The 20,010-nt window shown below is 70.9% G+C and carries 18 protein-coding genes and 1 pseudogene; 7 read left to right on the forward strand and 12 right to left on the reverse strand.

Annotated features, from left to right (window positions below; translation table 11 throughout):
- Positions 1 to 184: 184 nt before the first annotated feature.
- Positions 185 to 2,128 carry an N-acetylmuramoyl-L-alanine amidase gene (locus AB0D53_RS15675; RefSeq protein ID WP_362445807.1) on the forward strand — a complete coding sequence of 648 codons (1,944 nt, stop codon included), beginning with the start codon at positions 185 to 187 and terminating at the stop codon, positions 2,126 to 2,128.
- Positions 2,129 to 2,214: 86 nt separating this feature from the next.
- A complete protein-coding gene (locus AB0D53_RS15680; RefSeq protein ID WP_362445810.1) occupies positions 2,215 to 3,573 on the forward strand; it encodes an NAD(P)/FAD-dependent oxidoreductase in 1,359 nt (452 codons plus the stop codon).
- Here the strand turns inward: AB0D53_RS15680 and AB0D53_RS15685 are convergent.
- The 3 genes and pseudogenes from AB0D53_RS15685 to AB0D53_RS15695 form a co-directional block, all read right to left on the reverse strand.
- Positions 3,563 to 4,096: a hypothetical protein gene (locus AB0D53_RS15685; protein ID WP_362445813.1), complete on the reverse strand. Its 534-nt coding sequence runs from the start codon at positions 4,094 to 4,096 to the stop codon at positions 3,563 to 3,565. The genes AB0D53_RS15680 and AB0D53_RS15685 overlap by 11 nt on opposite strands.
- A gap of 209 nt (positions 4,097 to 4,305) precedes the next feature.
- Entirely contained in the window at positions 4,306 to 4,557 is a 252-nt protein-coding gene (locus AB0D53_RS15690) for a hypothetical protein (RefSeq protein ID WP_362445816.1), read from the reverse strand.
- 193 nt (positions 4,558 to 4,750) lie between these two features.
- A pseudogene (locus AB0D53_RS15695) lies at positions 4,751 to 5,035 on the reverse strand (hypothetical protein).
- Positions 5,036 to 5,267: 232 nt separating this feature from the next.
- Between AB0D53_RS15695 and AB0D53_RS15700 the strand changes: the two are divergent.
- The gene (locus tag AB0D53_RS15700) at positions 5,268 to 6,173 is read left to right on the forward strand and encodes an RNA polymerase subunit sigma (RefSeq protein WP_362445819.1); all 906 of its coding nucleotides are present in this window, start codon (positions 5,268 to 5,270) and stop codon (positions 6,171 to 6,173) included.
- A 7-nt stretch (positions 6,174 to 6,180) separates the two neighbouring features.
- On the opposite strand, the gene AB0D53_RS15705 is transcribed toward AB0D53_RS15700, so the two are convergent.
- Entirely contained in the window at positions 6,181 to 7,107 is a 927-nt protein-coding gene (locus AB0D53_RS15705; protein WP_362445822.1) for an RNA polymerase sigma-70 factor, read from the reverse strand.
- Positions 7,108 to 7,316: 209 nt separating this feature from the next.
- Between AB0D53_RS15705 and AB0D53_RS15710 the strand changes: the two genes are divergently transcribed.
- Positions 7,317 to 7,580, forward strand: coding sequence for a WhiB family transcriptional regulator (locus AB0D53_RS15710; RefSeq protein ID WP_362445825.1), 264 nt, complete (start codon positions 7,317 to 7,319; stop codon positions 7,578 to 7,580).
- Positions 7,581 to 7,681: 101 nt separating this feature from the next.
- Here AB0D53_RS15710 and AB0D53_RS15715 read toward each other — a convergent pair whose 3' ends face one another.
- Positions 7,682 to 8,431, reverse strand: a complete 750-nt coding sequence (locus tag AB0D53_RS15715) for an SDR family oxidoreductase (protein WP_362445828.1) — start codon at positions 8,429 to 8,431, stop codon at positions 7,682 to 7,684.
- 119 nt (positions 8,432 to 8,550) lie between these two features.
- Positions 8,551 to 10,281 carry an FAD-binding protein gene (locus AB0D53_RS15720; RefSeq protein WP_362445831.1) on the reverse strand — a complete coding sequence of 577 codons (1,731 nt, stop codon included), beginning with the start codon at positions 10,279 to 10,281 and terminating at the stop codon, positions 8,551 to 8,553.
- A gap of 170 nt (positions 10,282 to 10,451) precedes the next feature.
- Here AB0D53_RS15720 and fdxA point away from each other — a divergent pair, with 170 nt between their 5' ends.
- Entirely contained in the window at positions 10,452 to 10,817 is a 366-nt protein-coding gene (fdxA, locus tag AB0D53_RS15725) for a ferredoxin (RefSeq protein ID WP_362445834.1), read from the forward strand.
- 4 nt (positions 10,818 to 10,821) lie between these two features.
- Here fdxA and AB0D53_RS15730 read toward each other — a convergent pair whose 3' ends face one another.
- Positions 10,822 to 11,319: an Ohr family peroxiredoxin gene (locus AB0D53_RS15730; RefSeq protein ID WP_362445837.1), complete on the reverse strand. Its 498-nt coding sequence runs from the start codon at positions 11,317 to 11,319 to the stop codon at positions 10,822 to 10,824.
- A 113-nt stretch (positions 11,320 to 11,432) separates the two neighbouring features.
- Positions 11,433 to 12,329: an RNA polymerase sigma-70 factor gene (locus AB0D53_RS15735; RefSeq protein WP_362445840.1), complete on the reverse strand. Its 897-nt coding sequence runs from the start codon at positions 12,327 to 12,329 to the stop codon at positions 11,433 to 11,435.
- Between the two features lie 189 nt (positions 12,330 to 12,518).
- Here AB0D53_RS15735 and AB0D53_RS15740 point away from each other — a divergent pair, with 189 nt between their 5' ends.
- Entirely contained in the window at positions 12,519 to 13,061 is a 543-nt protein-coding gene (locus AB0D53_RS15740; protein WP_362445844.1) for a DUF5134 domain-containing protein, read from the forward strand.
- 21 nt (positions 13,062 to 13,082) lie between these two features.
- Here AB0D53_RS15740 and AB0D53_RS15745 read toward each other — a convergent pair whose 3' ends face one another.
- The 4 genes from AB0D53_RS15745 to AB0D53_RS15760 all read right to left on the reverse strand — a co-directional run bounded on the left by AB0D53_RS15745 (position 13,083) and on the right by AB0D53_RS15760 (position 17,731).
- Positions 13,083 to 14,468 (reverse strand): aldehyde dehydrogenase family protein, encoded by a 1,386-nt coding sequence (locus AB0D53_RS15745; protein ID WP_362445847.1) that lies wholly within the window; start codon positions 14,466 to 14,468, stop codon positions 13,083 to 13,085.
- Entirely contained in the window at positions 14,468 to 15,568 is a 1,101-nt protein-coding gene (locus AB0D53_RS15750; protein WP_362445850.1) for a phenazine antibiotic biosynthesis protein, read from the reverse strand. The genes AB0D53_RS15745 and AB0D53_RS15750 overlap by 1 nt, the downstream gene beginning before the upstream one ends.
- 62 nt (positions 15,569 to 15,630) lie before the next feature.
- Positions 15,631 to 16,863, reverse strand: coding sequence for an FAD-dependent oxidoreductase (locus AB0D53_RS15755; RefSeq protein WP_362445853.1), 1,233 nt, complete (start codon positions 16,861 to 16,863; stop codon positions 15,631 to 15,633).
- Between the two features lie 103 nt (positions 16,864 to 16,966).
- Positions 16,967 to 17,731 (reverse strand): class I SAM-dependent methyltransferase, encoded by a 765-nt coding sequence (locus AB0D53_RS15760; RefSeq protein WP_362445857.1) that lies wholly within the window; start codon positions 17,729 to 17,731, stop codon positions 16,967 to 16,969.
- A gap of 543 nt (positions 17,732 to 18,274) precedes the next feature.
- Between AB0D53_RS15760 and AB0D53_RS15765 the strand changes: the two genes are divergently transcribed.
- The gene (locus tag AB0D53_RS15765) at positions 18,275 to 19,894 is read left to right on the forward strand and encodes a ubiquinol-cytochrome c reductase cytochrome b subunit (RefSeq protein ID WP_362445860.1); all 1,620 of its coding nucleotides are present in this window, start codon (positions 18,275 to 18,277) and stop codon (positions 19,892 to 19,894) included.
- The last annotated feature ends 116 nt before the right edge of the window (positions 19,895 to 20,010 follow it).

Here is a 20,010-nt window from a genome sequence, read left to right on the forward strand (position 1 = left end):
CCGCCTGATGCGCTCAACGTCGAACAGAGCGAGGGAAGACCCCAGGCTCCGCAGGCCACAACTCCTGTGGCGCAGGCCCCGCATAGGCGTATCCCTGCCCGCTCGCCGGCAGGAACGTCCCGCGGATCGTTGCCGCGCCTCATGACGAAGACATCGTTCGGCCCATTCAACAGTGAGATGTGAGATGACAGAGACTTCACCCGCCCGGCCTTCCCACCGCCGGCCCGCACTGCGGCGGCGGCCGGTCGCACTCGGCGCAGCGGCCGTGGTGGTGGCGGGCGCCATCGCCCTCCCCGCGGTGGCCCGCGCGACGCAGGACGCTCCGGCGCGCAACGCCACGCTGCAACAGGAGTTCACGCGGGCGGCCGAGGACTACCGCGTCCCGCGGAACGTGCTGCTGGCCGTGGCCTACGAACAGTCGGCCTGGGAGACGCACCCGGGCCAACACAGCACCGCCGGCGGCTACGGCCCCATGCACCTGACGGACGTCACAGCGTCCATGATGGCAGGCGGCGCCGCGGGGGCCGCCGGCCGCAAGGACGTGAGGAAGCTCGCGGACGACGACGCACTGCACACCCTGCGTGCCGCCGCCGAGCTGACCGGCCTGTCGGCCCGCGCCCTGCGCCAGGACGCGGCGGCGAACATCCGCGGCGGTGCGGCGCTGCTCGCCTCCTACGAGAAGCAGCTCCACGGCAGGTTGTCCGGCGACCCGGACGACTGGTACGGGGCCGTCGCCCGCTACGGCCAGGCACGCGACCGGCAGGGCGCCGCCGCCTACGCCGACCGCGTCTTCGCCACGATGAAGAAAGGCGCCGCCCGCAAGACGGCCGACGGGCAGCGTGTCCGGCTCACCGCCGACCCCGTGGTCGCCCCCGAGCCCGCGCGGAGCGGCGAGCTCGGGCTGCCGGCCGCGCCGGCCGCGGCGACCGAGTGCCCATCGACTCTGGCCTGCACGTTCGTTGCGGCCCATCCGTCCAACGGACAGGTTGCCGACCGGCCCGCCAACGGCATCGACATCGACCAGATCGTCCTCCATGACACGGAGGGCTCCTACGCGTCCGCCGTCGCCAACGCCCAACTCGCGGGCACGGCCTCCGCACACTATGTGATCCGTTCCTCGGACGGGGCGGTCACGCAGATGGTCCCCACACAGAACCTCGCCTACCACGCGGGCAACTACGTCACCAATATGCACTCGGTCGGCATCGAGCACGAGGGCTTCGCCGCCCAGGGCGCCACCTGGTACACCGAGACCCAGTACCAGGCCTCGGCCGAGTTGGTGAAGTACCTGGCCGAACGCTTCGACGTGCCTCTCGACCGTCAGCACGTCATCGGGCACGACAACGTCGTGGGCCCCAACTCCGCGCTCGCCTCGGGGGTGCACTGGGACCCGGGACCGTTCTGGGACTGGGAGCACTTCATGGACCTGCTCGGGGCGCCCGTCCACGGCAGGCACGGCGTCGGTGCCATCGGGACCGCCGTGACCATCGCACCCGGATTCGCCCGCAATCAGAACACCGTGCGCATCTGCCCCGACGACGACCCGAGCGGTGCCACGCCCGAGTGCGCCGACGTGCGGCGGGCGACGGACTTCGTGCGGCTGCGTACCGAACCCCGCGCGTCCGCACCGCTCTTCGGCGATCAGGCCCTGCACCCGGACGGATCCGGGACCACCCGGATCAACGACTGGGGCAGCACCGCCCAGGCCGGGCAGCAGTTCGTCGTCGCGGACAAGAAGGGTGACTGGACCGCCATCTGGTTCAGCGGCAGCAAGGTCTGGTTCCACAACCCGCACGGCCGGAACACCGTGGTGGCGCCCGACGCGACCGTCGTCGCCCCCGTGGGCGCCGAAGCGGTGAAGGTCTACGGCACCAGCTACCCGGACCCCGCCGAGATCCCGGCGGGACTGTCGCCGTCGACCCAGGCGCCGCTGAACATGTACACCGTGCCGGCGGGCCAGGCCTACGTCACGGCGGCCACGCCGCGGCTGACCACCGACTACTTCCCGGCGGCCGCCAAGGTCGTCTTCGGCGGCAAGAGGATGTACACCATCCAGTACGGGCACCGCACGTCCCTGGTCTACGAAGGGGACATGAGGGTGATGAGGCGGCCGCAAGGGGCGCGTTGATACCCCGGTCGAGGTAGGGCCACGGTGTCACGGCGAGTGCCGGCGACCGGTCTAGAGGGTGAAGACCGAGAGGAATAGAGGACACCGTGCGTGAGATCTTGATCGTGGGTGGCGGTTACGCGGGCTTCTACACCGCGTGGGGCCTGGAGAAGAAGCTGCGGAGGGGTGAGGCGCGCGTCACCGTCGTCGATCCCCGTCCGTACATGACGTACCAGCCGTTCCTGCCCGAGGTCGTGGCCGGTTCGGTCGAGGCCCGGCACGCGGCGGTCTCGCTCCGGCGCCACCTGCACCGCACGCGGCTGGTCGCGGGCTCGGTGACGGAGATCAGCCACGGCGCGCGCACGGTCACGGTCCGCCCGGAGTCCGGGCCGTCCTTCGACCTGCACTACGACGTGCTGGTGGTGACGGCGGGGGCGGTCACCCGGACCTTCCCGATCCCGGGGCTGAGCGACCAGGCGTACGGTCTGAAGCACGTCGAGGAGGCGGTGGCGATCCGCGACCACCTGCTCACCTCGTTCGACCGCGCGGCCGGACTGCCGCGCGGGCCCGAACGCAGCAAGCTGCTCACGGTCACCGTCGTCGGTGGCGGATTCTCCGGAGTGGAGGGGTTCGGTGAACTGCTGGCACTGGCGACGGCGCTGCTTGAGCAGTACCCGGAGATCGAAGCGGACGAGCCGTCCTTCCACCTGGTCGAGGCACGGGACCGCATCCTGCCTGAGGTCACCGACGGTCCGGGCGCCTGGGTGGTGCGTTCACTGGAGAAGCGGGGGGCCCGGGTGCACCTGAACACCCAGCTCGTCTCCGCCGAGGACGGACGGGTACGGCTGTCGGACGGCACCGAGTACGACTCGGGCCTGCTGGTGTGGACGGCAGGCAACGCCGCCAACCCCATCGTGCACAACCACACCGATCTGCCCGTCGACGAGCGCGGCCTGCTGACCGTACGGGCGGATCTGCGGGTCACCACGGACACCGAGGTGGTGCCCGACGTCTGGGCGGCGGGTGACGACGCGTCGGTCCCCGATCTCGCGGCCGGCCGGGCGGGAGCCCGTACCGTTCCGAACGCCCAGCACGCCGTCCGGCAGGGCAAGCGGCTGGCGAAGAACATCCTGGCGTCCCTGCGCGGCCGTCCTGCGAAGGACTATGCGCACCGCAGTCTGGGTGTCGTGGCCACCCTCGGCCTCGGCCACGGCATCTTCCAGTACCGGGGCCTGGTCATCAAGGGATTCCCGGCCTGGCTGATGCACCGTGGGTACCACGTCCTGGCCATACCGAGCTGGGAACGTAAAACGCGTGTGTTCGCCGTGTGGGCCACGGCTCTTCTCCACGGCCGCGACATCGTCTCGCTGGTCTCGGTGCAGCACCCGAGAGATGCCTTCGTCTCCCACGGCGAACCACGCCGGAGTGAATCGCCTGCGGAGCCCGAGGACCGGGTCAGGGCTTGACGGCGCGGTAGAGCCCGCGACCGGCTCTCTGGATGCGCGAGGCGCCGACCAGTCGGTCGAGGGTGCTCCGGACGGCGTTGATGCTGCCGCTGTCGACGTCGCGTCCCAGCGCGGACGCGACGTCGCGGGCGCGGACCTCGGCGTCCGGCGCCTTCGCGAAGTACGCCAGGATCTGCTCCGTCAGCTTGCCGTACGTCTTCTCGCTGTCGGCGCCGTCATCGCTCGGGACGGTCTTGGCGGCCGGGCGTCGGTCGGCCTTGCCGCCGGATGCCGCGGCGCGCGCGCTCTTCGGCTTCGGCGGAGCCGTGACGTCCACGGGGGCGGGCGGGGCGGGGGCCGGGACGGAGCCGGGCATCAGGGCCTGAAGGGCGTCGAGCGCCCGCTGCACCGAACCGAGGTGGGCGGTGACCGCGGCCAGTTCCCTCTCCAGTGCCTGCTTCTGGATCTGCAGCCGGGCCAGGTCCTCCTGGAGGCTCTCGGCGGTGGTCTCGATGTTGCGAGCCGTCTGGGTCACGGAGCCCATGGATTCCTCTCGTCCTCAACCCTGTGTCCTGGCGGGACCGCTCGATGGCCGGGTCCGCCACCCGGCACGGCACCGGGGGATGGTGCCGAACATCATATGCAGCGGCCCCACCCTGCCGAGGACAGAGTGGGTGGACCCACGCGGAACACACCGTTGTCAGGGGGACGAGGTGTCGGCCCGTGCGGCCGGACCGACCCGCGTACGGGCCGTCAGGGACGGCCCGTCGATGACGGGGGGAGCCCCGTGCCGCTCCCTTCGTCCGCCGCCGTCTCGCCCTCGCCGCCTGCGGCCACGGAGCCCGGCAGCCGTCGGATCCGCTCGGAGACAGCGGAGATCCGGGCGTCCACCTCGTCGATCGCCTCCCGGAGCACCCCGAGCCGCCCCTCGAGGACGGCGGCCTCCGCGGCCAGTGAGACGGTGACGGCGGCGGGATCGGTCGGGCGGTCAGCGTTTCGCGTCATCCTCGCGTCCCTCCCCGGCCCGCGCCGGAACTGCGGTGGACGGGCTGCGGGGGACCAGCAGTCGCCCGGACTCGGCTGAGGTCTGTCCCTGCCATGCTCCTCCTTCGTCGCCGCGGGGCCCGGGGCACGGTCCGCCGCGAGCCGTCGGTACCGCATTGACCGGGCAGCGACGGGAGCTGTGACAGCCGGTGCGTCATGGCAGTTCGCAGCCGGGGGACGGGGCGTCCTCGGAGAAGGGGGCGCCGTGCGGCAGGACGTAGAGCACCTCCAGGACCACGTTGTGGTAGTGCCACCCGGTCGCCTGGCCGGGCGGAATGGTGATCTCGCGGACGATGTAGTCCGTGTCACCGACGGTCCGCTGGGCAAGGACTCTGCCGCTGACGCCGGGGCCGCCAGGGGCGGCCTGCGCAGTTCACGGAACGAGCGAGAGCCCTGCGAGGGAGGCTCCGACGATAGCTGTACGTGCCGCATCGCGCATGATGTGTCCCTTCGGAACGTGAGAGTGAGGGGCGGACCGTGGGACACCCTGGGGCAGCCCGCTCACACGAAACACTGTATTGCCACTAAGTGGGACAGAAGGGCGTACGCCCGCACCACGGTGGGATTCGTTGCGGAGACGTCAACATCCCTCCCACTTCCGCGTGCCGCGGGATCACTGGTGGGTGAGCGGGGTCAGGCGGGTACCGTTCCGTGCGGAAGGGGGAGTCGGTATGGAGCACAACGGTGACACTCTGCCGCTGACGGAACTGCTCGACGAGCGGCGGCACCTGGTGGAGGTCGCGCGGTGGATGCTGGGCGGCACGGTCGCGGCCGAGCGGGTCACCGACGAGACGTATCGGGAGTGGTACGCACTCTCCGACGGTCAGCGAGCGGGTATCGGCACGCCGCGGATCTGGCTGACCCACGTCGTGGGCGGCCTCGCGCTGGCGCGGCTGTCCCCGCCCGGTCCGGGCGGTGACGCGCGGGTGGACGCACGGGCTCGTGCGCTCCGCCGAGAGCCCTGCGACGACGGTCCCGAGCGCGAGGCCGGTGAGGCGCTGCTGCGGGCGGTGGGCGCACTGTCCCCCGCACAGAGAGCCGCGTTCGTGCTCGACGGCATCCTCGGAGCGCCGGCGCGCGCGGCAGCGACCGGTGCGGCGCGACCGGTTCAGGAGCGCACGGGCCCGGCCGGCCCCGTGGACCCGGTGGTCGCCGCCCGCGCCGGTCTGCTCGCCCGGAACGGCCGGCCGCCGTCGCCGGCGCACCGGCAGGACGAGGTCGCGCGCGCCGTGCGCCAGGCCTGCGCCGACGGGGACCACGAGGGCCTGCGAGCAGTGCTGACCGACGACGTCATCGCGTGTTTCGACGGCGGGGGCAAGATACGCGCACTGACCACGCCCGTCGCCGGCGGCGAGCACGTCGCGCGGAACCTGCTCACTCTGCTCTCGGACCGGCGGCGCCTCACCGTGGACACCTGGCCGGTCAACGGACGCACCGGGCTGGTCGTCCGTCGACACGAGCGGGTCGTCGCGGCGGTCACCCTCGACCTGATCGACTCCCGTGTGCACCGGATCTGGGCCGTCCTCAACCCCGACAAACTGCGGACCTGGAACAGCGCAGCCCCGCATCACAGGTGATGCATCGTCAGGCCGTGACGAGGGCCGCCTCGCGCGTCTGCGCACGGGAGCGGAGGAGAGGGGCGATCTTACTCGGATTGAAGACCCACATCACCTGATGGATGCCCCGGTGCGTGGCCGCGACGGTCATGAAGGTCGAGGCCCGGCCGTCGCGGTACAGAAGGATTCCGGCGCGGCCGTTGGCATCGACCCGCTGCACCTCGACCGTCGGCCAGAACCGTGGATAAGCGGTCGACAGGTTCGCCACACGGGCCCGGCCGCGCACAGGAACGCGGGCCGCCCCGCGCATGCCGTTCCCGTCCGACAGGCTGACGGCGTCGGGGGTGAGCAGGGCTTCCAGCGAGGCGACGTCCCCGTGCCGGGCCGCGGTGACGAACGCGTCGAGCAGCCTGCGGTGCTCGGCTGTCTCGACGCTGCCCCGCTGCTCCTCGGTGAGGTGCTTGCGGGCCCGGCTCACGATCTTGCGCACGTTGACGGGGCTGAGCCCCAGGATGTGCGCGATCTCCGGGTAGGAGTAGTCGAACGCCTCCCGTAGGACGTAGGCGGCGCGTTCGGTCGGCGGGAGCTTCTCAAGCACCAGGAGCAGGGCGAGTTCCAGTGCCTCCGCGCGTTCGGCGCCGGCCTGCGGGTCGTCGCTGGTGTCGATGGGTTCGGGCAGCCACGGGCCGATGTAGGTCTCCCGGCGGACCCGGGCCGACTGGGCCACGTTGATGGCCAGTCGGGTCGTGGCGCTCGACAGGAAGGCCACGGGGCTGACCACGACGGTCCTGTCGGTGTGCTGCCACCGCAGCCACACCTCCTGGACGACGTCCTCGGCCTCCACCGCGCTGCCCAGCACGCGATAGGCGATACCGAAGAGCCGCGGTCGGAGCTTCACGAAGACGGACACGGCCTCATGCAGGTCGCCTTCCACCGTGATCGCCTCTGAGTCCATGTGCTCGGTCTCCGTTTCAGTTGCCGGTTCTCGTCGGGAGGCGCGGGAAACCTCCGCTCCAACAGACCAGACACACCGGCACTTCGTTACAGGCGCGCGACGCACTTTGTGCCCCAAATTCCCGACCGGCCACCGGCTGGACTCCGATGTCACACATGTGTTGATCCGTCGGTCCTAAACAGTGTTCGTTCCCGAGCAGGAGGTGTTCCATGGATTGGCGTGAAGTGAGCCTGTGCCTACGAGAAGACCCTGATCTCTTCTTCCCGGTCGGCAATATCAGGAGCGGTCGGACGGCCCTTCAGATCGACGAGGCCAAGGCCGTCTGCCGCCGGTGCCCGGTGGCGGAGAAGTGCCTGTCGTGGGCCGTCGACCTGGGCCCGGTCGAGGGGATCTGGGGTGGTACGACGGAAGGAGAACGCCGCGCGCTGCGGATACGGGCGATGCGGGAGCCGGCGGCACAAGAGGCCGCGTGAAGGCGGCCGGACGAGTTCAGGGTGGCCCCGGTATCGGGACCACCCTGAAATGCGTGCGGTGGGCAGCAGGCACGCACCGGCGCCTGCTGCCCGGCAACGGCTCAGCCCTGCTGCTGCGCCAGCCAGTCGGCGAAGCGGGTCTGCGCGATGTGCGCGTCCGGACCGGGCAGCAGGGTGTCCTCCTGCAACTCGGCGCCGAAGTACGGTGCGTGCACGTCGGACACGACCGTGCGCGGGTCGTTCTTGGCGGCCAGGCCCTTGCGGATCAGCTCGTCCAGCTGGAACACGTCGGGCCCCGCGACCTCCACCACGCGGTTGACGGGCGTGCCGACCGCGGTGCGGCCCACGGTCGCGGCCACGTCGTCGGAGACGACGGGACGGATCTTGACCGGAGCCAGGCGCACGGTGTCACCGTCGGTCGCGGACTCGGCGATGCCCTTCATGAACTCGAAGAACTGCGTGGCGTGCACGATGGAGTACGGGATGCCCGAGTCCTTGATCAGCTCCTCCTGCGCCTGCTTGGCGCGGAAGTAGCCGCTCTCCTGGAGCCGCTCCGTACCGACGACGGACAGGGCCACATGGTGGGTGACACCGGCGTCCGCCTCCGCCTTGAGGAGGTTGGTGGTCGAGGTGCGGAAGAACTCCATCACCGCGTCGTCCGCGAAGGACGGCGAGTTGGAGACGTCGACCACGACCGAGGCGCCCGTCAGGACCTCGGCGAGGCCCTCACCGGTGAGCGTGTTGACACCGGTGTTGGGGGCGGCCGGCACGGCCTCGTGTCCGTGCTCCTTGAGCTTGGCGACCAGCTTCGAGCCGATCAGGCCGGTACCGCCGATGACGACGATCTTCATGGGGGAATCCTTTCGGTGGTGCGTGGGTGCCGCGAGGGCAGAACTATCGGTTTGCAAGGAAAGACCGGGTTCACCTGGTATGTGTGACACCGTGCGGAGGTGTTCGGCCCGGTCTCCGGCTACTCGACGAGCTTTCCTTCGCTGGAGACCTCCGCCATGAGCACGGCGATCCCCTCCGGAATGGCGGGAATGCTCTCGTGGGTGACGCCGGTCTTCGGGGACCAGACGAGGTTGACGCGGAAGGCCGGATCCATCTCGGGGAAGTCGCTGCGGTTGTGGCAGCCGCGCGTCTCCCGGCGCTCCAGCGCGGCTTCGAGCGTGGCCCGTGCGGCCAGGGCGGCGGACTTCAGGTCGAAGGCGTGGGCAAGGTCCTGGAAACCGGCGATGTCCGGGTGGACCCCGACGTTCTCCATGCGCTTCTCGATGAGGTCCAGCTCCGCCAGACCGGCGCGCAGGCCCTGGTCGTCGCGGACGACGCCCGCGTGCTCGGTCATGGTGTTGCGGATGGCACGCTGCAGGGCGCGGACGTTCTCGGGCCCGTCGGCGGCGAGGAGCTCGTCGACCTCGGCGCGGGCCTCGGCCGCGGCGGCGGCGCTGCGGGGCTGCGCGGTGAGCGCGTCCGAGTAGGCGGCGGCCGCCCGGCCGGTGATCCGGCCGTAGACCAGGAGCTCGATGAGGCTGTTGCCGCCCAGGCGGTTGGCGCCGTGCAGTCCGCTGGACGCCTCGCCGATCGCGTACAGGCCGCGGACGTCGGTGCTGTGGTCCTCGGGGCGGACCCAGACACCGCCCATCGAGTAGTGGGCCGTGGGCGCGACCTCGATGGGCTCCCGTGTGATGTCGAGCATCTGCAGTTCCAGGAGGGTCTGGTAGACCCGGGGGAGCCGCGCCATGATCGTCTGGCGGGGCAGGTGCGAGACGTCGAGCCAGACGCCGCCGTTGGGCGTGCCGCGCCCCTCCTTGATCTCGGTGTACGAGGCGAGCGCCACGCGGTCGCGCGTGGACAGCTCCATACGCTCGGGGTCGTAGCGGCTCATGTACCGCTCGCCGAGGGCGTTGCGCAGGACGCCGCCCTCGCCGCGGGCCGCTTCGCTGACCAGCGTGCCGGCGGCGTTCTCCGGCTCGATGATGCCGGAAGGGTGGAACTGCACCAGTTCGGGGTCGCGAAGCCGGGCCCCGGCCTCGACCGCGAGGCGGAAGGAGTCGCCGGTGTTCTCGTCGCGTCGTGAGGACGTACGGCGCCAGATGCGGGTGTGGCCGCCGGCCGCGAGGACGACGGCGTCCGCGTGGATGAGGTAGCGGGTGCCGTTGTTCAGGTCGAAGCCGTAGGCGCCGAAAACCGCGCCGTCGTGGACCAGCAGGCGGGTGATGTAGACGGTGTCGAGCATCGGGATGTTCAGCTGGCCCGCCCGCCGGATCAGTGCGCGCTGGATCTCCAGGCCCGTGTAGTCGCCGGCGAAGGCGGTGCGCCGGAACGTGTGGGCGCCGAAGAAGCGCTGGGAGATGCGGCCGTCCTCCTCACGCGCGAAGGCCATCCCGTACCGCTCCAGGTCGTCGATGCCCAGGGCGGCGCCCTGGGCGACGATCTCGGCCGTACGGGGGTCACCGAGCAGATAGCTCTCCTTGAGTGTGTCGGCGGCGTGCTGCTGCCAGCTGTCCTCGGGGTCCATCGTGGCCAGGGCCGCATTGATGCCACCGGCGGCCAGCGAGGTGTGGGTGTCCTCCTTGGGGCGTTTGCCGACTGCGAGTACGTCGACACCGGCCTCGGCCAGCTCGATCGACGCTCGCAGGCCGGATCCGCCGGTGCCGATCACCAGCACCGAGGTGGCAAGACGTTGTTCGGTAAGGGCCACGATCACTCCCGTCGCTCTGGGTGGGTCACGGAAAAGTGACAGGCCCGGTCGGCGGTTTGTGACACGGGGACCGGTGCGGTGACGGTGAACACCACGCGCGTTCAGGTGTCACACCCTTGCGGTGTCCTCGGTCACATGGGTGAGCTCGAAGCCCGGAGAGGAGCAAGGGGATGACGTACGTCATCGCGCAGCCCTGTGTCGACATCAAGGACCGGGCGTGCCTGGTCGAATGCCCGGTGGACTGCATCTACGAGGGTGAACGCACCCTGTATATCGACCCCGGCGAATGCGTCGACTGTCACGCCTGCGAGCCCGTGTGCCCGGTGGAGGCGATCTTCCCGGAGGACGAGCTGCCGCGGCACTGGGCGCACTACCGGGCTGTCAACGAGGAGTTCTTCGACGAAGGCCGGCCGCGACGGCGTGACCATCCGGTGGTCGAGGCCTTGCCGCCGCAGCACATGCGCAAGAAGGACATCTCCAGGTTCGCCGTCCGCAAGGAGGAAGCCGCCGACGCGGATCCGTGGTTCCCGCTCTGACGGGTCAGGGCGCGAGCGTGAGGGTGATCGGGGTGCCCCGCCAGGCCATGCGCGCGTACGGGCACAGCGCGTCGGCCCGCTCCATCAGGCTCGTGGCCGTCGTACGCGGGACGCCGGGCCACCGCACCACCAGGTCGACGTGGAGCAGATAGCCGCCGTCCCCGGGGTCACGGACGAACGCGACGGTCGCCAGGACGGTGACGGCCGTGGGGTCGAGCGACTCCTGCCGCGCGAGAAGGCTCAGCGCGCCGTGGAAACAGGCCGCGAATCCGGCCGCGAACAGCTGCTCGGGGTTGGTCCCCTCCCCGGTGCCGCCCAGTTCGGCGGGCATCCGTAGCTCCAGGTCCAGGGCGCCGTCGGAGGAACGCGCACGGCCGGACGCCCGTCCGTGCGCGGCGGCACCGCCGTCGACGGTCACCGTCGTCGTGTAGAGGGGAGCGAACTTGTCCCCGGTGAAGTCCTTCTCGGTGGACAGGTCGGGCAGCCGGATCGGATCGGTCATGGCAGGACTCCCAGTCGTCGTGGTGAGGTTTCCGTGCTGCATGACCGGCGAACGGGTATTCCTGTGACGCCGGTTGGCACCGGGGCGCGGGGCGAGGGGCCGCCGTCGGCGGCTCAGTCCCGCAAAGAGGCCAGGTAGGACGCCAGTTTGGCCGGGTTCAGCATCCACATGACCCGGTCGATGCCCGCCTCCGAGACGTCGAGCGACAGCAGGCCGACCGGTTTCCCCCCGGAGGAGATCAGCACGGCCGGCAGACCGTTCGCCTCGACCCACCGGATCTCCGTCCCCGCCCAGAAACGCGGGGCGAAGGCCACGAGGTAGCGCGACACGTGAGTCCGTCCGCGCACCGGGATCCTGGAAGCACCGCGGGTCCCGCCGCCGTCCGAATAGCTGACGACGTCAGCGGTCAGGATGTCCTCCAGGACCGAGAGGTCGCCCGTCCGGGCCGCGGAGAGGAACACCTTGAGCAGACGCCGGTGGGCGACGCGCGTGACGCGCGCCGTGCGCTCGGCGGCCAGGTGCTTGCGTCCCCTGCTCACCAGTTGACGTGCGTTGGCCTCGGTTGTTTCCAGGATCTCGGCGATCCGGCCGTAGGGGTAGTCGAACGCCTCCCTCAGCACGTAGGCGGTGCGTTCCACGGGATTCAGCTTCTCCAGAAGCAGCAGCACCGCCAGCTCCAGGGCTTCGGCACGCTCCGCGCCGAGCTGCGGGTCCTCCGTCGTGTCGACGGGATCGGGAAGCCACGGCCCGACGTAGGACTCCCGGCGCACGCGCGCGGACTGCGCCAGGTTGATCGCCAGCCGTGTGACGACCGTGGTCAGGAAGGCGGCCGGTTCCTTCACCTTCGTACGGTCCGTGTTCTGCCACCGCACCCAGGTGTCCTGCACGACGTCCTCGGCCTCCACCGCGCTGCCCAGAACCCGGTAGGCGATGCCGAAGAGCTGAGGGCGTGCCGCGAGGAATTCCTTCGTCGCGCCGTCAAGTGGGTCGGGGCGGCTGCCGGCGTGCATGAGGGGTCCCTTCTGGCCTTGTGCGCACCATGTTACAAGCGGCCACTGTGTGACAGTCCGTGGTCGGCCACATGCGGGCGCTCGATGTGTTTCCGGCAGCACACCGTGTCACGGATCGATCGCGTACGCGGTCATGACTGCGTAGGGCAAGAGATCAGGAAGGTACACGCAGTGGGGGAGATGCCGTCCATGCGCACACCCGTCGACGTCGAGCACGGCCTGCTCACGGTGCTCTTCGCCCTTGTCGCGGCGCACGAGCTGTGGCAGGGCCTGCGGGCCCGGGGCATCGGAAGCCGCGCCCGGGTGGACCACTTCCTGCACGGCGTCATGGCCGCGGCCATGACGGTGATGCCCTGGAGCCCCGGCCACCGGCTGTCCGGCCGGACGGGAGCGCTCCTGTTCACGGCCGCCGCCCTGTGGTTCCTCATGACCGGCTTCGACCGTCGGGCGGCGCACGCCGTCGCGGCGATCGGCGCACGTCTGCCGTCGGCGGTGGGCATGGCTGCGATGGCCTGGATGCTGCGCCCGTCCCACGACCGGGATCCTGTGGTCACCGCCGTGCTGACGGCGTATCTCCTGGGGTGCGCGCTCTGGTCGTTGACCCGTCCCATGCCCTCGTTCAGGTCCGTCACCGAGCACGCGCACCGCACCGCGGAGGCGGATCCTTATGCCCGGACGCGCCACGGGGCCATGGCGTTGGGGACCGCGCTGATGCTGCTCATGCCCCACTGAGTGCCTGACCGCGAACGCCCGTCACAGTGTGCCGACAACCGCCTTGCCGCGCATCAGGAAGTCCGACAGATAGCTGTCGTGGGGTATGCCGGGAGCCATCCAGTGGGTCGGGTGGTCGCCGACGTGCACATTGGCGACGGTGGGTTCCGCCAGCAGCCTGTCGAGCAGCTCCCGGTCGCGGGTGAGGGCCGTGAGCACGAGGGTGTCCCGCAGCGGAGCGGTGCCGTCCGCCCGGTTCCAGGGCGCCACCCACACACAGGGGAAGGGCAGTTCGGTCCGCAGCTGCTCGGCGCCGGCGCTCTCGGCCTGATGGACTGCCGGGCGCAGCACGGCACTTCCATCACCCAGATCCTCCACGATGCCGTCGCCACCGAGCCAGGGCCGGGTTCCGGCCGCGACGAACCTCAGATAGGAGTCGAAGGCCCGGGCCCGCTTCAGGCCGCACACCGGCAGCACCGCGCGCTCGTCCTGGGGAGGCAGGCCGGGCAGAGTGGACAGGCGGGCCGCGAGGGCCTCGGCGAGCGGTGCCGGATCGTCCTCGACGAGCACGGCGGTGGCGTTGACGCACGCGGTGCCACCCTCGTCGGCGACCGACGCGACGATCGTGTCGATATGCGCGCGCCAGTCGGTGTCCGCGGTGACGAGGATCTTGCTCCGGCCCGGCCCCTGGGGCAGCACACGGGGATCGCCCGCGTACCGGGCGACCACGTCGTCGCCGCCGTACACCACCGTGCGGTCGGCGCCGCGGATCAGCGTGTCGGCTGCCCGGTGGTCCGTGGGCAGCAGCACCAGTTGGTCCTGCCGGACACCCGCCCGATGCAGCGCTGCGACCAGCCTGTGCGGGGTGAACGGCTCGCGTCGCGACGGGCGTACGGCCACGCGGTAGCCGAGAGCCAGGGCTTCCAGCCACAGTCGGTGGACGCCGGGGTGGTTGCCGGAGGCGTTGACGGCGAACACGTCACCGCGCCGTGCCCATACGGCGTGCCCCGCGTCCATGTGCGCAAGGCCCGTGAACGTCCCGCGCGGCCTGCCCTGCTCCGCGGACGAACGCGCCAGGGCGACGAAGCGGGCCGTGCCCGCGGTCGCGGCGCGCACCACCGGGAGGGGAGTCCCGGAGGTGCGGCTGACGAGGTCCTCGTAGGCGGGTACGTCCAGGCCGCCGACGGTGCCGGAGGCGAACTCCTCGGCGGCCGCCTCCAGGACCGTGTCGACACGGGCACGCGGTACGGGCTCGGCCCCGCGCAGCGCGGACAGCGCCCGGGTCACGTACACCGGCGGCACCAGGCTCAGCCGCGCCACCTCGGCGCCGGTCACGTCGTGCACCGCGCTCGGCATCCGCGTCCGGTAGGGACCGCGGGGGCCGAGCGCGTCCAGCTGAACCGGCCGCGCATGTGGGGGAGTCGGCATCAGTACACGCCCTCGATCACCCGGTCGCCCTCGACCACGGAGACCGGCGCGACATCGGCCACGGCGTCCCCCGCCTGACCCTCGGCCGGCCGCACGCGGACGGCCGTGTCGCGTTCCGCGTTGTTCGGGATGAGCATGGACTTGCTGACGTGACTGACGATCACCTGCCCGCGTTCGCCGAACCCGACCGGTTCCCGGGTGCCCGGCTTCACGACCGACAGGAACACGTACGGCGACACCGGGTCGAACACGCAGGGCTCGTCGGGGCGGAGCCCGACGCGTTCCAGGAGCGCGGTGAGCATCATGGTGTTGCCGTACATGCCGAGGAGGGCGGTGTCGGGGAAGACGTCCGTGGCCAGCAGGTGGCGGGTGTCGGGGTCCATGTGCGTCCCGCCCCAGACGATGGCCCGGACCGAGCCGTTGATGCGCTCCAGCAGGTCGTCCTCCCGGGCGAAGCGCTCCAACAGGGGGGTGGTGGCGGCGAGTACGCCGACGGTCTGCGTCGACAAGATCCTCCGGCATTGGTCGACGAGGTGGTCGGTGTAGGACTCGACCTCGTCCCCACGACCCGCGGCGATGAGCTTCTTCACCCACCGCGGGTCCATGTCGACGCTCAGTGCCGGGCCGCCCAGGGAGCGTGCCGCCCGTTGCAGGACGTCCCCCACCAGGTGCGGGCCGGTCGGCGCCACGGTCAGCCACTGCGCGCCGATGGGCAGGCCGTGGGCGCGCAGCCGCCGGTCGATGTGCGCCGTGCTGTGCCCCACCCAGTCGTCGAGCTGGACGACCCGCTTCGGCGCGCCGGTCGTCCCGCCGCTGTCGAAGACGTTGACCAGGCGGACGCCGCTGCCGTAGCCGTGGGGGACCAGGTCCGCCACCGGGACGACGCGCAGCTCGTCGGTCAGATCGGGGAAGAGGGACAGGTCGGCGACGCCCTTGACGTCGTGCCGGGGGTCGAATGCGAGGCGGTCGGCCCGGTCCAGCCAGAAGCGCGAACCGGTCGCGGGGTCGAAGTGCCAGCGCATGGCGGCTCGTACGTACGCGTCCGGGTCGACGTCGTCGAACGGTCCGGCGTCCAGGACGGCAAGAGGTTCGGGGGCCATGACTGGTCCTCTCTCGGCGGATTGTCAAAGGAGGGTGCGCGAGGGTCGTGTCCGGCGGTGCCTCACGGAAGGAGGCTCTCCAGGGGGACCTCGGGGTCGGCGAGCACGTCGTCGTCGTTCTCCGTGCCGGACTCGACGAGGGACCGGACCGTGTCGATGACGTCCCACACGTTGACGCTCATGCCGGCCAGGACCCGCTTGCCGGACATCCAGAAGGCGACGAAGCGTCGCTCGTCCCGCGCTCCGCGGAAGACGACCCGGTCGTAGCCGCCCGGCTCCACATAGCCGGTGTACTCCATACCGAGGTCGTACTGATCGGTGTAGAAGTACGGCAGCCGGTCGTACACGGCCTTCTCGCCCAGCATGCTCAGCGCGGCCGTGCGCGGCTGGTGCAGCGCGTTGGCCCAGTGCTCCACGCGCACATGGCGGCCGAGCCGCGGGTGGTAGGCGTTGGCGACGTCGCCGGCGGCCCAGATGTCCTCGGCGGAGGTCCGCAGGTGCGCGTCCGTCACGATGCCGTTGCGTACGTCCAGCCCCGCCTCCTCGGCCAGCCGGACGTTGGGTGTGATGCCCACTCCGACCACCACGGCGTCCGCGGGCAGCCGGGTGCCGTCGGCGAGCACAACGCCGTTCACGCGTCCGCCCGTTCCGGTGATGCGCTCGATCCCGGCGCGGGCACGCAGGTCGACACCATGGTCCCGGTGCAGGCCGGCGAAGACCTCGGCGGCCTCGTGCCCCAGGACCTTCAGCAGCGGCAGTTCGCCGTGTTCGAGCACGGTCACGTGTGCCCCGGCCGTCCGGGCGGCCGCCGCTGTCTCCAGGCCGATCCAGCCGCCGCCGACCACCACGATCCGCGCGCCCTCGGTGAAGGCGGCCCTGAGCCGGTCGCTGTCGCCCAGGCGCCGCAGGTACTGCACGTTGTCCAGGTCCGCGCCGGGGACGGACAGGTGTCGGGGTGTGGAGCCGGTCGCCAGGAGCAGCCGGTCGTAGGGGACACGGCTGCCGTCGTCGAGGCGCACTGTGCCGCCCGTCCGGTCGACGGACGTCACGGTCCGGCCCAGCAGCAGGTCGACCTCGTTCGTCCGGTACCAGTCCTCGGGGTGCACGTGGACCGACTCGCGGTCCTCCTTGCCCAGCAGATAGCCCTTGGACAGCGGCGGCCGGATGTAGGGCCGTTCCTGTTCGTCGCCGATGACGACGAGGGGTCCGTCGTGACCGTGCGCGCGCAGTTCCTCCGCGGCCTTGCCGGCGGCCAGGCCGCCCCCGACGATCACGAACGTGTTCACATGCGACATGTTGATTCCAGTCCCAGACGGAGTGATGCGGTCGTTGAACAGACCAGGTGGAACGGCCAGTTGTGACAGGCGGGCGTGGGCGGGACACACAGCGCCCGACGGCTCATGGACGGTGCCGAAGGGTGACGGCCAGCAGTTCCGATTCCTCGTACCCGGGCAACGGGGCGAATCCGTGCGGTGCCAGTTCGCCGATGAGCCGGGATCGGGTCGCGGGCCACATCCAGAACGTCTCGGTGTGTTCCCGCAGCACGTCCTCACCGCCTCTGACCCAGTAGTCGGCGCGGGCGAGGATACGGTAGCCGGCGGCCGACATCGTCAGGCGCCCACCGTAGGTGTGTGCGCCGACGCGCTGGTCCGTCAGCAGGCGCACGAGGGCGCGGACGGGGGGCCGGGCCGGCGGCAACTGCACGAACAGCGAACCGCCAGGGGTGAGGGCCGCGCCGATCGCGGGCCACAACCTCTCGCGTGCGGAGGGCGGGAGGCAGCCCACCACGTTGTGGCAGACAGCCACGTCCGCGACCGCGTGCAGCGCCGCCTCGTCCAGGGAATGCGGGTGCACGGTGACCCGGCCCCGCTGCTCGGCGGGAAGGGAGGAGAGCCGGGTCAGTAGGGACGTGCGCATGGCGCGGGCCGGCTCGACCGCGTGCACGTCGGCCCGGGAATCGGTCAGGGCCAGCATGGTCACCCGCCCGGTGCCGGCCCCGATGTCCAGCACGCCGCGGCGTGCCGTCGCGACCTCGCGGCCGTAGAGGCGGCGGACCCGCGCCTCGTCCGCGTCGGCCTGGAGGATGTCGTAGAACTCCGCGGTGACCGCGTAGGAGTCGGATTCCCGCCGGATGCCCGACGGTTTGCTGATGACAGTGTGCATGCCCGGCATGACAACGTATGGGCAGTGTGTGTGACAGCGAGGGTGAGCGATCGCACCACGGGCCGCTGTCACAGAAGCACGCGGTGCGCAGACAATGATCCGGCTCCGTTCGGGCCTTTTCACGACCGGACCGGTGGCCCCGAAACCGTCGTGAGAGCGCAGGACGTCGTCAGGACCGCCCGTCCCCCCGGTATGGCTGCCCGCACAGTTCGGCCGTCTCGCCGATCTGCCGCCGACCGAGGACATCGCCGTCATCGCGGGGCCGCTCGCCCGGACGGCCCGGCTGCGGGGCCGCTCCCGCCGGGGCACCCGCTCCGGACCGTGCCCGGCGTCCTGATCACCCCGCACGTCGGCGCGTTCCCGCCCGCCCCGTGGCCTCGTCTCGAAGCGCTCATCCGGCGGCAGTCGGTCCGGTTCGCCGCAGGTGAGGAGCTGGAGAACGTCGTCACACGCCGACATCGGCCTGCACGTCGGTGTCACACCTTTGCCGTCGTCCCGGTCTTGAGTGGGACGAATCGGCTTCGCGAAACGAATGGTGACGAGATGGGCAACGACAGCCGGCCTACCGAGCCGGAACAGCGGCGCGGGGGAGAGCGAATCGCCGCGTGGGCGGCGAGCAGAACGGGCCTGGGTGCACCGCTTCGCTCCGCACGGCGGCTGGTCTTCCCGGACCACTGGTCGTTCCTGCTCGGCGAGATCGCGCTCTACAGTCTCGCCGTCCTGCTGATCACAGGTGTCTACCTCAGCCTCTACTTCCACCCCTCCGCCGACCTCGTGGTCTACGACGGCCGGTACGCGCCGCTGCGGGGGCAGTTGGTGTCCCAGGCATTCGACTCGACCCTGCACCTCTCCTTCGACGTCCGCGGCGGTCTCCTCGTCCGCCAGGCGCACCACTGGGCGGCGCTGGTCTTCGTCGCCGCGGTGTTCGCGCACCTGATGCGGGTCTTCTTCACCGGCGCGTTCCGCAAGCCGCGCGAGCTGAACTGGGTGCTCGGGTTCCTGCTGCTGGTCCTGGCAATGTTCGCGGGCCTGACCGGCTACGACCTGCCCGACGACCTGCTGTCCGGAACCGGCCTGCAGGTCGTCAACGGCACACTGCTGTCGATACCGATCGTCGGAACGTACCTGTCGTTCTTCCTCTTCGGCGGCGAGTTTCCCGGCGAGGACCTGATCGCCCGTTTCAACACCCTGCACACGCTGGTCATCCCCGCGCTGATGATCGTCCTCCTGGCCGGCCACGTGGCACTGGCCGTACGCCACCGGCACACGCAGTACCCCGGGCCGGGCCGCACCGAGAAGAACGTCGTCGGCCTTCCGTTCGCGGTGCGTGCCGTCAAGTCCGCCGGCTACTTCTGCTTCGTCTCCGGCGTGATCTTCTTCATGGCCGGTGTGGCCCAGATCAACCCCGTGTGGAACTACGGCCCCTTCCGCCCCGACCAGGTCTCCGCCGGATCCCAGCCGGACTGGTACATGGGCGTCGCGGACGGTCTGCTGCGCGTCATGCCCGGCTGGGAGATCGACCTGTGGGGCCACACGCTGGCCCTGGACAACTTCCTGCCCCTGCTGGCCGGGATGCTGCTCTTCCTGGCGATGGGCGCCTATCCCTTCCTGGAAGCCTGGGTCACCGACGACGACCGTGACCACCATCTGCTGGACCGCCCCCGCAACCGCCCTGTGCGGACCGCCTTGGGGGTGGCCTGGCTCAGCGTCTACGCGGTGGCACTCATCGGCGCCGCCAACGACGTGATCGCCACCAGGCTGCATGTCTCCGTCAACTCCGTGACCTGGACCGTGCGCGTCGGCCTGTTCGTCGCCCCGGTGCTGGCGTTCGTCCTCACCAAGCGCCTCGCGCTCGCCCTGCAACGGCGCGACCGCGACAAGGTGCTGCACGGGCGTGAGACCGGCGTCATCAAGCGATTGCCGCACGGCGAGTACGTCGAGGTCCACGAGCCCCTCGACCAGGCGCGACTGCACACCCTCACCGCCCACCACCAGTACCGGCCGCTGGAGGCCGCGCCCGGGACGGACCCCGCCGGCTCCGTGCCCGCCCGCACCCGTCGCCTGCGCGTCGCGCTCAGCCGCGCCTTCTACGGACCGGGCACCCAGATCCCCAAGCCCTCGCCGGCCGAGCACAAGGAACTCACCGGCCGGCACCGGCCCTGAGCCGGAGCGGCCGTACCAGCATCCCGTCGGACGGCCCGTCGGCCGACGCCGTCCGACGGGACCATCGCCCGCTCCCCGTCCGGGAGACGCGGGCACCGATCACCGAATCCCGATCA

Origin of the sequence: Streptomyces sp. NPDC048295, from assembly GCF_040652135.1 — a bacterium.
Classification (GTDB): Bacteria; Actinomycetota; Actinomycetes; order Streptomycetales; family Streptomycetaceae; genus Streptomyces.

Coding starts and splice junctions, on each gene's coding strand:
- AB0D53_RS15675 (WP_362445807.1), top strand. CDS start 185: ATGACAGAGACTTCACCCGCCCGGCCTTCCCACCGCCGGCCCGCACTG.
- AB0D53_RS15685 (WP_362445813.1), bottom strand. CDS start 4,096: ATGGGCTCCGTGACCCAGACGGCTCGCAACATCGAGACCACCGCCGAG.
- AB0D53_RS15690 (WP_362445816.1), bottom strand. CDS start 4,557: ATGACGCGAAACGCTGACCGCCCGACCGATCCCGCCGCCGTCACCGTC.
- AB0D53_RS15700 (WP_362445819.1), top strand. CDS start 5,268: ATGGAGCACAACGGTGACACTCTGCCGCTGACGGAACTGCTCGACGAG.
- AB0D53_RS15705 (WP_362445822.1), bottom strand. CDS start 7,107: ATGGACTCAGAGGCGATCACGGTGGAAGGCGACCTGCATGAGGCCGTG.
- AB0D53_RS15710 (WP_362445825.1), top strand. CDS start 7,317: ATGGATTGGCGTGAAGTGAGCCTGTGCCTACGAGAAGACCCTGATCTC.
- AB0D53_RS15715 (WP_362445828.1), bottom strand. CDS start 8,431: ATGAAGATCGTCGTCATCGGCGGTACCGGCCTGATCGGCTCGAAGCTG.
- fdxA (WP_362445834.1), top strand. CDS start 10,452: ATGACGTACGTCATCGCGCAGCCCTGTGTCGACATCAAGGACCGGGCG.
- AB0D53_RS15730 (WP_362445837.1), bottom strand. CDS start 11,319: ATGACCGATCCGATCCGGCTGCCCGACCTGTCCACCGAGAAGGACTTC.
- AB0D53_RS15735 (WP_362445840.1), bottom strand. CDS start 12,329: ATGCACGCCGGCAGCCGCCCCGACCCACTTGACGGCGCGACGAAGGAA.
- AB0D53_RS15740 (WP_362445844.1), top strand. CDS start 12,519: ATGCGCACACCCGTCGACGTCGAGCACGGCCTGCTCACGGTGCTCTTC.
- AB0D53_RS15745 (WP_362445847.1), bottom strand. CDS start 14,468: ATGCCGACTCCCCCACATGCGCGGCCGGTTCAGCTGGACGCGCTCGGC.
- AB0D53_RS15750 (WP_362445850.1), bottom strand. CDS start 15,568: ATGGCCCCCGAACCTCTTGCCGTCCTGGACGCCGGACCGTTCGACGAC.
- AB0D53_RS15755 (WP_362445853.1), bottom strand. CDS start 16,863: ATGTCGCATGTGAACACGTTCGTGATCGTCGGGGGCGGCCTGGCCGCC.
- AB0D53_RS15760 (WP_362445857.1), bottom strand. CDS start 17,731: ATGCACACTGTCATCAGCAAACCGTCGGGCATCCGGCGGGAATCCGAC.
- AB0D53_RS15765 (WP_362445860.1), top strand. CDS start 18,275: ATGGGCAACGACAGCCGGCCTACCGAGCCGGAACAGCGGCGCGGGGGA.